At 45.2% G+C, this 12,992-nt stretch carries 16 protein-coding genes; 9 read left to right on the top strand and 7 right to left on the bottom strand.

The window, feature by feature from the left end; all coding sequences use genetic code 11:
• Positions 1-43: 43 nt before the first annotated feature.
• Positions 44-637, bottom strand: a complete 594-nt coding sequence (locus QUB70_RS28620; protein ID WP_332984986.1) for a sigma-70 family RNA polymerase sigma factor — start codon at positions 635-637, stop codon at positions 44-46.
• A 237-nt stretch (positions 638-874) separates the two neighbouring features.
• On the opposite strand from QUB70_RS28620, the gene QUB70_RS28615 reads away from it, so the two are divergent.
• The 3 genes from QUB70_RS28615 to QUB70_RS28605 all read left to right on the top strand — a co-directional run bounded on the left by QUB70_RS28615 (position 875) and on the right by QUB70_RS28605 (position 2,767).
• The gene (locus tag QUB70_RS28615; RefSeq protein ID WP_332984984.1) at positions 875-1,078 is read left to right on the top strand and encodes a hypothetical protein; all 204 of its coding nucleotides are present in this window, start codon (positions 875-877) and stop codon (positions 1,076-1,078) included.
• Positions 1,079-1,243: 165 nt separating this feature from the next.
• On the top strand, positions 1,244-1,507 hold the full coding sequence (locus QUB70_RS28610; RefSeq protein ID WP_332984982.1) for a hypothetical protein: 264 nt from the start codon (positions 1,244-1,246) through the stop codon (positions 1,505-1,507).
• Positions 1,508-1,657: 150 nt separating this feature from the next.
• Positions 1,658-2,767, top strand: a complete 1,110-nt coding sequence (locus QUB70_RS28605) for a hypothetical protein (protein ID WP_332984980.1) — start codon at positions 1,658-1,660, stop codon at positions 2,765-2,767.
• 212 nt (positions 2,768-2,979) lie between these two features.
• On the opposite strand, the gene QUB70_RS28600 is transcribed toward QUB70_RS28605, so the two are convergent.
• Both QUB70_RS28600 and QUB70_RS28595 read right to left on the bottom strand, forming a co-directional pair.
• Positions 2,980-3,756, bottom strand: a complete 777-nt coding sequence (locus QUB70_RS28600; RefSeq protein WP_332984978.1) for a hypothetical protein — start codon at positions 3,754-3,756, stop codon at positions 2,980-2,982.
• A complete protein-coding gene (locus tag QUB70_RS28595; RefSeq protein ID WP_442927845.1) occupies positions 3,723-5,681 on the bottom strand; it encodes a DEAD/DEAH box helicase family protein in 1,959 nt (652 codons plus the stop codon). Before QUB70_RS28595 ends, QUB70_RS28600 begins: the two co-directional genes overlap by 34 nt.
• On the opposite strand from QUB70_RS28595, the gene QUB70_RS28590 reads away from it, so the two are divergent.
• The 4 genes from QUB70_RS28590 (at position 5,603) to QUB70_RS28575 (ending at position 6,943) form a co-directional block, all read left to right on the top strand.
• Entirely contained in the window at positions 5,603-5,869 is a 267-nt protein-coding gene (locus tag QUB70_RS28590) for a hypothetical protein (protein ID WP_332984975.1), read from the top strand. The genes QUB70_RS28595 and QUB70_RS28590 overlap by 79 nt on opposite strands.
• Before the next feature lie 252 nt (positions 5,870-6,121).
• Positions 6,122-6,322 (top strand): hypothetical protein, encoded by a 201-nt coding sequence (locus QUB70_RS28585; RefSeq protein WP_332984973.1) that lies wholly within the window; start codon positions 6,122-6,124, stop codon positions 6,320-6,322.
• A 22-nt stretch (positions 6,323-6,344) separates the two neighbouring features.
• On the top strand, positions 6,345-6,551 hold the full coding sequence (locus QUB70_RS28580) for a hypothetical protein (RefSeq protein WP_190663068.1): 207 nt from the start codon (positions 6,345-6,347) through the stop codon (positions 6,549-6,551).
• Positions 6,548-6,943, top strand: coding sequence for a hypothetical protein (locus QUB70_RS28575; protein ID WP_332984971.1), 396 nt, complete (start codon positions 6,548-6,550; stop codon positions 6,941-6,943). Before QUB70_RS28580 ends, QUB70_RS28575 begins: the two co-directional genes overlap by 4 nt.
• A 208-nt stretch (positions 6,944-7,151) precedes the next feature.
• Here the strand turns inward: QUB70_RS28575 and QUB70_RS28570 are convergent, their stop codons facing one another.
• The 3 genes from QUB70_RS28570 to cobU all read right to left on the bottom strand — a co-directional run bounded on the left by QUB70_RS28570 (position 7,152) and on the right by cobU (position 10,559).
• Positions 7,152-9,221 (bottom strand): ABC1 kinase family protein, encoded by a 2,070-nt coding sequence (locus QUB70_RS28570; RefSeq protein WP_332984970.1) that lies wholly within the window; start codon positions 9,219-9,221, stop codon positions 7,152-7,154.
• A 77-nt stretch (positions 9,222-9,298) separates the two neighbouring features.
• Positions 9,299-9,721, bottom strand: coding sequence for a hypothetical protein (locus tag QUB70_RS28565; protein WP_332984968.1), 423 nt, complete (start codon positions 9,719-9,721; stop codon positions 9,299-9,301).
• A gap of 289 nt (positions 9,722-10,010) precedes the next feature.
• Positions 10,011-10,559 carry a bifunctional adenosylcobinamide kinase/adenosylcobinamide-phosphate guanylyltransferase gene (gene cobU / locus QUB70_RS28560; RefSeq protein WP_332984967.1) on the bottom strand — a complete coding sequence of 183 codons (549 nt, stop codon included), beginning with the start codon at positions 10,557-10,559 and terminating at the stop codon, positions 10,011-10,013.
• 277 nt (positions 10,560-10,836) lie between these two features.
• On the opposite strand from cobU, the gene QUB70_RS28555 reads away from it, so the two are divergent.
• The gene (locus tag QUB70_RS28555) at positions 10,837-11,808 is read left to right on the top strand and encodes a glycosyltransferase family 2 protein (protein WP_332984966.1); all 972 of its coding nucleotides are present in this window, start codon (positions 10,837-10,839) and stop codon (positions 11,806-11,808) included.
• A gap of 1 nt (position 11,809) precedes the next feature.
• Here QUB70_RS28555 and QUB70_RS28550 read toward each other — a convergent pair whose 3' ends face one another.
• Positions 11,810-12,022 carry a hypothetical protein gene (locus QUB70_RS28550; protein ID WP_332984988.1) on the bottom strand — a complete coding sequence of 71 codons (213 nt, stop codon included), beginning with the start codon at positions 12,020-12,022 and terminating at the stop codon, positions 11,810-11,812.
• On the opposite strand from QUB70_RS28550, the gene QUB70_RS28545 reads away from it, so the two are divergent.
• Positions 11,931-12,866: a glycosyltransferase family 2 protein gene (locus QUB70_RS28545; protein WP_332984987.1), complete on the top strand. Its 936-nt coding sequence runs from the start codon at positions 11,931-11,933 to the stop codon at positions 12,864-12,866. The two genes, QUB70_RS28550 and QUB70_RS28545, sit on opposite strands and share 92 nt — an antisense overlap.
• Positions 12,867-12,992: the final 126 nt, after the last annotated feature.

Here is a 12,992-nt window from a genome sequence, read left to right as displayed (position 1 = left end):
ATATAGTCCAAATAAAAGTCCATGACAGCAAATGTATTGTTTGTTACATTATACACCATAAAGTCAGGAGAGCCTGATTGCTTTTCAATTCGCCTGTTGGATCGGTCTCAATCCATTCTAAAATCTCTTCCATGTAGGAAGTTAGATCGGGAGTAGCCGGCAAATTTTCAGTTAGATCGAGATTATCCCGCTCATCTAAAGAAAGCAGCGGCTGAGCGATCGTGTTTTGCCTTGCTTTCTGTTTGGCCCGAGGCTCATCTTTCAGCCGCTGCTGGAGATAAACATTTAACCAAGTAGTAATGCGGCTTTTTGTCGGATCGTAGGGTTGTTTTGCTGTGGTGGCTTCACATAAATTGCGCGACAGATATATCCATGTTTTGTGCAGTGCATCCTCATAGTAAGGTTTGTTTTCCTTCCACAGTTTCCCCGATCTTTCAATATCTCGAATCAGTCGAGTCAAATAATAATTTCGCTGAGGGCTGCCGGGCAGATGCTGGCAAGCTCGATCGACAAGTTCGAGTAGTTGCTGGTACAAGGCTTCTGGGTCGGATAATTCCGATTTTCGATCGCCCCCAACACCATCGGTTTCAGCGGATAACAAGTCTTCCCTCTCGGAGGGGATGTACTCATTGTTCATACTTAAGTGCGGCCGCAACTTTGTTCCTACACTTACTTATCAGGACAAATGAGGCAATTTTTTGCGATCGACCCAAAGTTTTTTTGAGCCGGTGGCGGAAACCCCCGCTGTGCGGTCGTTCGGGCTGTGCCAACAAAATGCTAATTTTTGTAAAGAGCGGAAAGATTTTGGTAAACACCTATAATTACACGTAGATCGATTCAAAAGCGTTCCGCTCTTTGTAAAGGCGCAAAAGCTATGCTGAGTGAATCTTCGCGCCTGGTGTACGGCGAGGAATTAATTACCGCCACCGAATTGAACCGGCAACCAGGTAGAGTGCTGGATTTGGCGATGCGATCGCCCTATCACCATCACTCGCAACGACCAGCATTTTGTCTTGCTGCGCCGCGAAGAGATGGCGCTGTTGGTAAAAGCCGCCGCCCTTTCCGTGAGAGTCTTTGAGGTGACGGCCGCTGCTTATCGGTTGCGTCTGGGAGAACAGATTGGTTCAGAACATCCCTATGGGTAGCTAAGCTGTTCTGCATTTAAATTGGATGTCAAAAAACAATTAAACTCTTGTGGGGAGTAGGGGTTGGGCGTCCCGCCCGCCTCGACCGTGAAATTTAAATGCGCGACAGCTTAAAAGTATTTGACAAGGATGAACTCAGTGAACCGATCGCAGAAATAGAGAAAGATTACCGTCTGGCGGAGTCGGAACCTGCGGCTTGGGATCGGATCGAAGCAACGATTTATGAATTGCATGAAAGCGCGATCGCACTTTCTAGTCCTGAACTCGCAACAGCTTTCAGCGATGAAATTGACGAAGTGTTATTGACTCAACCTCCACTAGAAAACACTACCGAAGGACTTACGCACCAACTCTATCTGTAGGGTGCCCAGGGCGCACCTTACCCATACAAATAGTGTAAAATCTTGTTACAAGTTACTTGACACCAGTGATTAAATCTATTAACAAATGGCTATAATTAGGAAAATGCTTTTCTATTGTGACTCCTGTCTATAAGCAAATCAAAAAATTCCATGCAGAAACTAACTCGAATTTTATTCACTACAGCTTTAACCCTAAGTATCCTGTGTTCCCCCACAGCAGCTTTCGCCAAAGCCAAAATTCAGATAGCCATCCTTTTAGATTCTAGCAACAGCATGGATGGACTCATCGACCAGACTCGTACTCAACTTTGGCAAATTGTTAATTTTTTAACTAAAGTCACAAAAGATGGCGAAGTTCCCGATTTAGAAGTTGCTCTCTATCATTACGGTAACGACACTTTACCCTCTTCGGAAGGTTTTGTCAGATTATTAACTGGATTTACGCCTGAATTAGATTTAGTTTCCGAAAAGCTATTTAGTATCAAAACCAACGGCGGTCAAGAATATGCGGGCTGGGTAATTCGTTCGGCAATGCAAGAATTAAACTGGAGTAAAAATCAGGAAGATTTTCGCGTGATTTTTATTGCGGGTAATGAACCATTCGATCAAGGCCCAATAGTTTGGAATCAATCGGTCAATCTCGCGGTTAAAGGAGATACCCTCGTTAATACAATCTACTGTGGTTTAGCAGAAAGTCAGGAGCGACAACTTTGGGCATCAGGAGCAGAGTTAGCAAAAGGCAGTAGCTTCAACATCAATCAAAACCAAAAAATTGTGGTAATTAAGTCCCCTTACGACGACGAGATTTCTACTTGGAATACTAAACTAAATCAAACCTACATTCCCTACGGTAAAGAAGGAAGAATAGGACAACAACGTCAAGCAGTTGAAGATAGTAATGCTGGCAGCAATACGGTTTTGCGTAGTGCGTCCAAAGCTTCTGAATACTATGATAATGCTTCTTGGGACTTGCTGGATGCTCTGGAAAACGGAACAGTTAAACTAGAGGCAATATCAGATGATAATTTACCAGAAATCATGCGAGGGATGACCCTAACAGAAAAAAGAGCATATGTAGCTGGAAAGAAAACCGAAAGAGAAGCAATTAAAAAGACGATCCGCGACTTATCTCAAAAGCGTACAGCATATATTGAACAACAGCGCCAATCTAATACCAAAGGTGGTGAAAATACTCTCGATCGCGTAATGATTCAAAGTCTCCGCCAGCAATTAGCCGCTAAAGGATTCAAGCTTAATTAAAAGAACGCAGACGAAATTTCATCTGCGTTCATCTGTGTTTATCTGCTAATATCGGCGGTTAAAAAATCAGGAATTATGCCTGTGTCACAATTAGTAAGGTACTCTACTATCCCAAGCCCTCGATAATCCGTTGATCGTAAAAGTAGTAGAGCATCCTACAAGTTGCTTGTCCTGATGCTGATTGCATAAGTGCTGTTGAGAAAACCGACTTTTTATGATGGGTTGTTTTCAAGCGCAAGTGATTCTCCGATTAAACTATAAAGTTCTCTGAGTTGCTCAGAGTCCAAAGCTTTAATTAGCGCCTCTCCAGCTCTCTTGGGATTATGGCGAGGAATCTTTAAATATGAAGGGGTATTTAGGCTACTAGATGGAATTTTTTCTAACCAATCTTTCACCTGTTTCCGCCCCCGATCGGTGATGTGGTAATAACCACGTTTATTACCGGATAATGGTTCAATCCATCCCAAGTCTAGCCACCATTTCCTCCAACGGTGTGCGTTCCTTAAACAAGTCCGCAATACTCGTTTAATCTTAACTGCATTTATAGGCTGCTGGTCTGGACAAGCTTGAACCAGCTTAGAAAATTTTTCCAAATATTTTGACGAACTTCCCTGCTCTTGAAATTGATCTTCTTCAGGCTCAAAGGTCTTTGCATTAGGTGATGCTAGTTCCTGAATAATTTTATCAATATCTGACGGCTCATAACCCAAACCAAATGGTGGTTTAGCCTTGCAGAGTTCCTCATAAGTCTTGAATGGCTGTCCACGTTCGTCAACAAGCTGATGATAGCCAGAGAATTGCTTCATCAGATCGCGCCATGCTTTCAATTGTTGAGCGTTGAATGCAGCATCATGTAAGGCTGATTGCAGTTCCAGCCTTACAGCGATCGCCCAAGGGCGCGATCCAGGAGGTGCATTGAGTTCGCCTGCATTGCCGAGAGTTTCTATGTGAGCTTTCAATCGTTCATTGGATAGTTGTCTTGTAGCCATGCCCACACCTGCCTCAATTCTTCAAGTGTCATTTCTGTGCGTCGCTTGCGAAATTCTTTGACAATTTCCCCATTAATCGTTTTGGATTCTATGCCATTCCTTGCTGCATAGTAACGGACATATTTTTCAATCTTTTCTCGTATAATGCCCAGTTCTTGACTGGGAGTCAAAGATTCTTTGCTTCCAATTAAAGAATCATGACTATCTTTGGCTTCTGGCTCTTGATAAGCATCAAGAAATCGTTTCATTTGCAGGGTACTAATTCCACCCAATCCAACCTTTTGCATTGCTGATTGGATTTGGGCAGTCTCAGCATAATCTACTATTTCCCCACTACTTAAATCAGATGCTCTCGATCGTGTTAAGTTGGAACTTAATGCGATACTACTATTATATCGCGGCTCTTTGCTTTTAGCATCGTTATCCCCATTTCCACCATTGTCATTGTCACGCCTGTTTAATTCTCTTTCCCTAAGAATTGGCTCTTGTTCCGCTATGATAGCTTGTACGCATTTAGCAGCTAGCTGGTCATCTGGAAGATAAATCAGCCCTGTTTTTTTCAAATCTCCAGCTTCTCGATCGACTCTGGCAGCCCTTGCCCATGATTGTTCCAGCCAAGGCTTACTTCTGATATTAGTTAAACAGGCAACATGGGTAATTGCCGGAACATCAAGCCCTTCATATGCCATTGCTACTGTTACTAAAGCATCAACTGCCTTTGAATCGCCGTAATTGTAGTGCTTCTTAAATCTTTTAATTGAGGCTTGCGCTTCTTTCGATTCATCACTTGTGGCTTTTAAGGCTTTGACTCCTAACTTTTTCAGCCACTCTAAATATTGATTAGCTGTTGCTATTGAGGGCGCGAGTACCAATAGCTTAGATCTGTGGTTCTTTTCTTTATGTGACTTCCAATTATCCACACATTTTGTGAGTAATTGCTCGGCGTATCCGGTACTAAGCGCTGTGCGAAGTGCTATACCCCTATAGTCTCCAGCCTCTGCTAAGCTTTCGACTGAACATTCTTGCCCTTGCTCGTCGATCCATTTAGCCTCCCCATCACCCCATTCAAAATGGAGAGGAACGATCGCACCCTCTCTGAGTGCTTGTCCTCGCGTATATTCAATAACTACGGTATCTTCACTACTAGATAGGGTGGGAGTAAGACCGCTAGGAGTTGCTTTATAGGGCATAAAAGCAATTGGCTTCCGATCTCCACGTTCACCAGTTCCTGTTACCAAGATAACCAATACAGCATTATCTACCAACGGCTGCAACGCTCTATGCCATGCTCCATCTTCCTCAACATGATGAAACTCATCCAGCACTAAAATATAACGCTTGCGTCGAATCTCTTGAGCATGAAGGTCAGGACTTGCTGTAATAGCCTGGTATGTAGCTGCATAGCCAGACATTCCCTTGCATGGATTAGGCTCATTGTTATTTGCCATAATTCTATGCTGATGTCCTAGCAGATGTCTGAACTGCCAATTATCAAAATTTTCTTCTGCTTGATTTTGGAGATTTAATCGGGGAACCACCCAACAAATTGCATCAGCTATAGTTCCATGAAAGCTGTTGCTAGAATTACGATTTGGAATTAAATTTGCAGCAGCAATTACTGGGATAAGACTCTTACCGCCTCCCGGCGTAACCAGCATAAGAATTTTTTTAATTTGTTCTCCCGCCTTTATGCGTTTACAGATTTGATAAAATTCAGCTTGATGCTTTCTTAAATTATGAGGTTCTTTAGGAGCTTGTGAAGAAAAAAAATCTAGCTCTAATTGCAGTGAATCTGTCATGTTTCTATTCTCCTCAGCAGTTTTTTGATAATGACATTTGGGGCATAATGCCTGCATTTCGTGGACATTGGTTCTCTGAGTTTCTGCCCATCGCTCAATGTGGTCTGCGTGCCAGTCTGAAGGCAAATCACATCTGCAATGCTGGCACTTGCCGTTGGCGGCATACCAGAGGGCAGCGCGTAGCCGTTTCGATCGAAGGAAGCGACTCTGATTCTGCATCTGAAAAAGCTATAAGGCTTACGCAGCAAGTAAAAATATCTACTGTAGAAATTTTATCTATTTTTGAAGTTTTAGTCAACATAAAGATTTTATGAGCTAGCTGTCTCTACTTTTGTGAACAGGATAACGACGAAACAGGCAGCGACATCTTGCTGGAAGAATCCGGTAGCGATACCTGGTTCGGCGTTTCCGGCAACAACATTTCTTAATGCGGTGGGGTTGCCGTTTTTTGGCTATGTAGGTATGATAACGTATATCGCGCAACCGCGCAATACGTGATGACTTTGATCCGCAGTAAACCGCCCCCTCGCCAGATGCGAGAATACAGGTATGCGCGTATGAGAGACATGGCTAAAAAAATTCCACCTGAAATGGCTGAACTAAGCGTTTACGTAGATAAAAGGCTAAAGCTACGATTCAAACTAGCTTGCACAGCTCAAGAAAAGCCAATGAGCGAAGTCATCGGTTTACTGATGAAGCAATGGCTAGAGACAGCAGAAACCCCGCCAGAGCCTAAAACTCAACCGGGGCAAAACGTTCAAGACTGAGGAGACATTAAGCGAGGGACAAATGTTGAGAGACGCAGACAACCCAGAAAAGTCTTGGGAAGACTTGGAAGCCGAACTCGCTGAACATCCGGACAGACCTTTTTATGCTCGGAGTGATGCAGAAGCTGCTAAGCGATGCGAACAGCAGAACCGCGAAGCAACAAGACACCCCGACGCAACCGGAAGAACCTATTACACCTGTGATGAGAAAAAAAGGAAAAACCGATGACCGAATATCAATTAACACCAGCAAAGTACCACCACGTACAAGTAGTTGTTTCCCTGAACCGCGTTCACTTAGACAACTATAAAAACCCTGATGAGGCAATAGCAAAGCTACTCGAACTTGGTTACAGTCCTGAATTGCGCTATCAATGGAATCCAGAGCGAAACGAATTTGATTTATACGCCCTAATTCACGACTTACCGCTAGAAGAATCGCTAATGACAGATGAAAAGTGTCAGGAGTTTTTCAAGCATTTCAAACACAGCCAAATATATTCGATCGGCTGCGGTAACGCTGACCCCGATTGGCTATTTGCTTGGGGCTTTGATGACCCCCGCCGTCACGCCAAGCCCCAAGAAATTGAACCTTTACCAGCAGCTACAGCATTAGCTTAATTAAAAGAACGCAGACGAAATTTCATCTGCGTTCATCTGTGTTTATCTGCTAATATTTGCGGTCAAAAAATCCCAATCTAATATCATGTGGGTTCGATCGACCACGCTCAAAAGCCGGGGCGGGTTTACAGAATCTCTCGTTTCTATTGTAGATATTGGTGAACCCGCCCCTACAGGAATTATGGTCAATTCACCTGACACGATATAACTACTTCGCCGCAGGTAAAGACAACTGAGGCGAAGTTTTAGGATAGCTTCCATTATCGGGAAGTGCTGCCGGTTCCTGCGAAAGCAAAAACTCGCGAATTACCCTAGCAACTGCTCTTTGAGCTAAACCGCCGACTACTTTCTGGCCCATGTTCTGCACTTCGGGTTTCACCAACAACTGCGGAAGAAGCTGCAATACTTTCATCCCGTCAAAACCGGGAGTTGATTGCAAAATATCCCAAATTCGCTTGATGTGTTCTAGATTGTTTTTTTCTGTTTGTGAAACTACAGGTTGATTTGCCTTGACTCCAAACCATTCGCCGACGACTGCTTTGGCGTTAGCAACAGCATTGCTGGAAAGTGTGTCGAGACTTTTGACTAATTCCAGGACAATACGATCGCGAATGAAATCTCCTCTTTCAGAAAATAAATATTCTAAAGCTTGGTTCAAGATTTTGCTGACATCGTAATCGTCGCTCTCGCGGGCATTGTTGAGCAAGTTTTCTAAGCGGTTCCAGCGGAATTCGCCCTGTTTGAACAGCAAATCTTGCAGGGATGCTCTCAATTCCGGTGCGGGGTCGCTCAACAGCCGTTTTGCTACGTAAGGATAAGCTTTGCTCAACACTTTGAATTCGGGGTCAACGTTGATGGCAATCCCTTCTAACGTGACGAGCGATCGAATAATCAAAGCATAGTAAGCTGGAACTCGGAAAGGATATTCGTACATCACCGCCGAAAGCTCGTCAGTAATGCTTTTGAAATTTAGTTCGGCAACGCTAGCACCCAAAGCATTGTTAAACACGCTAGCTAAGGCCGGAATAATTGGCGTTAAATCGGTATCGGGCGTTAAAAACTCTAACTTGACATAATCTTTTGCTAAACCTTCAAAGTCGCGGTTCACCAAATGCACCACAGCTTCTAACAAGCCGTACCGCTGATAAGGTTTAACTTCGCTCATCATCCCGAAATCTAGATAAGCCAACTGACCGTCAGGAGTTGCCAAAAGATTGCCGGGATGCGGGTCGGCGTGAAAGAAACCGTGTTCTAGCAGTTGTCTGAGAGAACACTGCACCCCCACTTCAATTAAGTAAGGAGCGTCGATTCCTTGAGCTTTAACTGCTTCTAAATTAGTGAGTTTGACGCCGGTGATCCATTCCATTGTTAAGACGCGGCGGCGGGTATATTCCCAGTAGATGCTGGGAACGTAAATGTCTTTGATGTGGCCGTATAGTTGGGCAAACCGTTCGGCATTTTGTCCTTCGTGGGTGTAGTCCATTTCTTCGTAAATGCGCTCGCCCAATTCGTCCATAATGCCTGCGAGGTCGCTGCGAATTATTTTGAAGTTTTTTTGCGCCCAAACAGCTACTCGTCGCAGGATGTAGATATCTAAGCCGATGTTTTCGGCTAAACCCGGTCGCTGGACTTTGATTGCGACTGTTTCTCCGGTTTTGAGTTTGCCTTTGTAGACTTGTCCGAGAGATGCTGCTGCGATCGGATCGGGGCTGATTTCTGCGTAGATGTCTTTGGGGTGTGCGCCCAATTCTTCTTGGATGAATTGATATGCTACTTCGTTGGGAAATGCTGGCAATTGGTCTTGCAGCGTTGTTAGTTCTTCTAAATATACTGGCGGTACTAAGTCGGGCCGTGTTGAGAGTGCTTGTCCGATTTTGATGAAAGCTGGGCCGAGTTGGGCCAGAATTTCTCGCAGTCGGACGGCGCGACGCTTTTGGTTGGTGGCGGTACGACCTGTTTTGCCGTCAAACCACACACTGAAGGCAAAGCTAAAAAATGTCCAAACAACGCTCGACAGCCTTCCCCAGACTTGTAGAGGTCGATTTCGGTACAGGGCTGCGATCGCCGCTGGATCGTACCGAACAGCATCTCCGGCCAACTCGAAAGCTATGTCTCTGGCTGATTTGAGCCGATCGTCCGTTACGGCCTCCGTCTCTAGTGATACTGGTACTGCTTGCAGGGGAATTGTGTTTGCATCTTTAAGATTGCTTAGTACAGCCTGAGTCCCTGAATTTACATAAGTTTGCGGGGAGGCTGGCGATACTGTCTTGACATTCATAAATCAGACCTAGTGTGAAGCATTGTAAATATATTGTAACAATTTAAGGAAGAAGACCCTTCTTCCTTCTTATATACTTACTCCGCGCTGGATCTTTTGAGTCGATCGCGAATGCCTGAGAGTTGCGATTGGCTGCTGACGGGCGATCGAGGTTGGGGCATTTCGGTATCGGGCCAGTTCGGTAAGTCGTTACAGGGACAGAACTCCGGGGGCATCCCGGTTTGTTTGAAAACTACGGGCATAGCGCAGCGCGCGCAGGGACTGATTTCCCATGCTGGTGTCAGCAGTTGGGCAATTGTTTCGTTTGTGCCTTGCAGGTAACAGTCTCCGCTTTCGGGGGAAATGATTTTTTGCCAGCAGTCTTCAAATTCCCTGCTGTAACGATCGCCCGCAATTACCGATTTGGGCAGCAGCGCTTCGGAACCGTTGCGAATTAATACTTTTTTGCCTAACTGAAACCAGTAAGCAACATATTTTTTCACTTCACTCTCTGATGCCATAATTTTTAGTCAGCCCTTCAACTAATTGATAATTTTAGACTTTACAGTGGAATTTTGCACTCTATCTCAAGAGACATTTTATATTTTACATTATTTCATTTTACATTATTTCAAAATCTGGCTATTTCCCGTGTCAAATTCCTCTGCTGGTTGCCAGATGGAGTATTTTGGGGGGGATTTATGTGCTGTTTAGTTTTCTATTTTAGTTTGGATTATACCTGATTTTTTGCTAAGATTGTCCGCCGGGAAACCGGGATTTTTTCTCTCTTGTCGATCGCGACTTCGGCTGTTAATTTTTCAAGGGCGGGAGTCGCGTACCCAGATCGCTCAGATTCAAGGCGTAACCTCCGGTGGCGAGATAAACATTATCGGCGATCGCCCCGATTTGGCGGACAAGAGTGCCGAGGCGATCGCGAAACAGCCGCCCCGCAGGATAAGCAGGCACTACTCCCCATCCGGTTTCCTCTCCTACCAAAATTACATCGGCTGCGGTTGACTTTAAACTAGCAATCAAATCTTGTTGCGTTTGCTCCCAAACAGGCGTTTCTTGTTCTAAAAGATTTGCAGTCCAAGTTCCCAGGGAATCAATTAACAGGCATTCTGACTCATCGGCCGATCGCGCAACTGCTGATAAGTCGATCGGCACTTCGAGAGTTTCCCAATCTGCCCGACGGCGATTTTGGTGCTGTTCGAGGCGGCGCAGCCACTCCAAATCCGCTTCATCAACCAGACCCGTAGCCACATAAATTACTTGTTTTCCCGAACCCGCAGCCAGAGTTTCGGCCCATTCACTTTTGCCACTTCGGGCCGGCCCTGTTACTAAGATTATTTTAGTCATTTGTGATTTGTGATTTGTTGTTGTTATTTATTAGACCTCTTGCAAAAGTCCTTTTAATCAAATTTTGGGACGGGCTAGAAGCCCATCCCACAAGAAAAAAGATTTTTGTGGAACGGGCAAGATGCCCGTTCCAGCTATTTTTGCAAGAGGTCTATTATTTGTTGTTGGTTATTTGTTATTTGTTTGATTGCCAATGATTTTTAAGCGATAATAGCATTGATGAGACAATATCAGAGTAAGTCGATCGAGAACTCCCGTATTTCCCAAGCTGTTATTTATGCCAGATCATCCTCAGATATCAGCAATTATTTGCACCCACAATCGCGCCGCCTATTTAGGTGGGGCGATCGACAGCTTGCTGGTACAGGATTTTCCCGACAACTTTGAAGTAGTAGTAGTGGATAACGCTTCTAGCGATTATGCGAGCCCGGAAAGTTCCACTTCGCGCACCCGCGAGGTGGTAGAAGCAAGATTGGGCGATCGGCGCCTCAAGTACGTCTGGGAACCCGAAATCGGTCTGTCAGTAGCCCGGAACACCGGCGCTAAGCAAGCTCGCAGCGAAATATTAGCTTATCTCGACGACGACGCTGTTGCTGAGCCGAATTGGCTCAGGGTGCTGCACAGCGCTTATCAAAGCAATCAAAAACTGGCAGTAGCCGGCGGCAAAGTTAACTTGCTCTGGCCTTGTGGAGTCTCCCCACCCAGTTGGCTGTCCCCGGGATTGGCCCAGAACTTGGGAGTATATGATTTAGGCGATACTTGCCTGTACGTGACTGCTGCGGGTTTGACTCCCAGGGGTGTAAACTACTCGATCCGGCGCGCTTTTCTCGAACAAATTGGCGGCTTCGATGTCAAACTCGGTAGAGTCGGCAAAAAGTTGCTGTCAAATGAAGAATTGCGCGCGACAGAATTAGCTTTAGAGTTAGGTTGGCAAGTAGTTTATCTGCCCGATGCCTTGGTGCTGCACAATGTCGCCGCAGAACGGCTCAACAAAGCTTGGTTTCTAGAGCGCGGGTGGTGGCAAGGCATCAGCGAGTGTTATCGGGAACAATTGTCCGATCGAGCCGGTATTGCTCAGCTTGGGCGGGGGGGTGAAAGAATATTGAGGGGTGTCTGGAAGTCTTTTAAATATATTAGAGATCCAGGGCTGCGCTTTGAAAATTTCGTTTTTGCCTGGGGTCAAATCGGTTATTTGAGTGCAGCAGTCTGCGGCCTGATTTTTGCACCGAAATCGACCAGCAGGCATTAGGCTAGAGGCAATATCCCTCGCTGCTCAACTCGTCAGCGCGGCTGTGCCGATCGCACTTCATCCACAACAACTCGACCGCATTCAGGTTCAAGCACTCGATTATGACCTCTAGTTCATCCAAGATTCCAGTTTCGGTTCTCATTCCGGCAAAAGACGAAGAACTCAATCTACCTGCGTGTCTGGCGAGCATTGCCAGGGCGGATGAAGTTTTCATGGTTGATTCCCAAAGTAGCGATCGCACGGTAGAAATTGCCATCAGCAGCGGCGCAAAAGTAGTGCAATTCTACTTCAACAACCGCTGGCCGAAAAAGAAAAATTGGTCTTTAGACAACCTGCCCTTTCGCAACGAATGGGTATTAATTGTCGATTGCGACGAACGCATTCCCCCGGAACTTTGGGACGAAATCGCGCAGGCGATCGAAGACCCCAATTTTGAGGGCTACTACCTCAACCGCAAAGTCTTCTTTTTAGGTCAGTGGCTGCGTTACGGCGGCAGATATCCCGACTGGAATTTGCGTTTGTTCAAGCATCAAAAAGGCCGCTACGAAAATCTCGGCACTGAATCCGTTCCCAATACAGGCGACAACGAAGTTCACGAACACGTCATTTTAGCCGGTCAAGTCGGCTACTTAAAAAATGACATGATCCACGAGGATTACCGCGATTTATTTCACTGGATAGAACGCCACAACCGCTATTCAAATTGGGAAGCTCGCGTTTATTACAATATTATTGAGGGGCGCGACGACAGCGGCACTATTGGTGCAAACTTATTTGGAGATGCAGTGCAGCGGAAACGATTTCTCAAAAAAGTTTGGGTGCGGCTGCCTTTTAAACCACTGCTCAGATTTATGTTGTTTTACTTCATTCAATTAGGTTTTTTGGATGGAAAAGCTGGCTATATTTATGCAAGGCTATTGAGTCAGTACGAGTATCAAATTAATGCAAAACTTTACGAGTTGCGTTGTTGTGGCGGTCAGTTGAATGTGGCAGAATCGCCGCCGCATCTGTCGCCACCAGTAGTTATCAGTCAGGAGACTGAAGTTAAATCGCCGTAAGATTTTGCCACGGAAACATACTTTTTTTATAATTAATAATCCCAACTAAAAATAGACCTCTTGCAAAAATCCTTTTAATCAAATTCTGGAACGGGCTCTCCGGCCCATTCCACAAGAAAAAAAAAT

The sequence above is a fragment of the Microcoleus sp. A003_D6 genome, assembly GCF_036702825.1.
GTDB lineage: Bacteria > Cyanobacteriota > Cyanobacteriia > Cyanobacteriales > Microcoleaceae > Microcoleus.
The sequence above is the reverse complement of the archived record's forward strand: the minus strand, read 5'-3'. Positions and strand labels throughout refer to the sequence as shown.

Bases quoted from the DNA above. Each gene is read 5' to 3' on its own strand.
- QUB70_RS28620 (WP_332984986.1), bottom strand. From the start codon at position 637: ATGAACAATGAGTACATCCCCTCCGAGAGGGAAGACTTGTTATCCGCT.
- QUB70_RS28615 (WP_332984984.1), top strand. From the start codon at position 875: ATGCTGAGTGAATCTTCGCGCCTGGTGTACGGCGAGGAATTAATTACC.
- QUB70_RS28610 (WP_332984982.1), top strand. From the start codon at position 1,244: ATGCGCGACAGCTTAAAAGTATTTGACAAGGATGAACTCAGTGAACCG.
- QUB70_RS28605 (WP_332984980.1), top strand. From the start codon at position 1,658: ATGCAGAAACTAACTCGAATTTTATTCACTACAGCTTTAACCCTAAGT.
- QUB70_RS28600 (WP_332984978.1), bottom strand. From the start codon at position 3,756: ATGGCTACAAGACAACTATCCAATGAACGATTGAAAGCTCACATAGAA.
- QUB70_RS28590 (WP_332984975.1), top strand. From the start codon at position 5,603: ATGCCTGCATTTCGTGGACATTGGTTCTCTGAGTTTCTGCCCATCGCT.
- QUB70_RS28585 (WP_332984973.1), top strand. From the start codon at position 6,122: ATGGCTAAAAAAATTCCACCTGAAATGGCTGAACTAAGCGTTTACGTA.
- QUB70_RS28580 (WP_190663068.1), top strand. From the start codon at position 6,345: ATGTTGAGAGACGCAGACAACCCAGAAAAGTCTTGGGAAGACTTGGAA.
- QUB70_RS28575 (WP_332984971.1), top strand. From the start codon at position 6,548: ATGACCGAATATCAATTAACACCAGCAAAGTACCACCACGTACAAGTA.
- QUB70_RS28570 (WP_332984970.1), bottom strand. From the start codon at position 9,221: ATGAATGTCAAGACAGTATCGCCAGCCTCCCCGCAAACTTATGTAAAT.
- QUB70_RS28565 (WP_332984968.1), bottom strand. From the start codon at position 9,721: ATGGCATCAGAGAGTGAAGTGAAAAAATATGTTGCTTACTGGTTTCAG.
- cobU (WP_332984967.1), bottom strand. From the start codon at position 10,559: ATGACTAAAATAATCTTAGTAACAGGGCCGGCCCGAAGTGGCAAAAGT.
- QUB70_RS28555 (WP_332984966.1), top strand. From the start codon at position 10,837: ATGCCAGATCATCCTCAGATATCAGCAATTATTTGCACCCACAATCGC.
- QUB70_RS28550 (WP_332984988.1), bottom strand. From the start codon at position 12,022: ATGAAAACTTCATCCGCCCTGGCAATGCTCGCCAGACACGCAGGTAGA.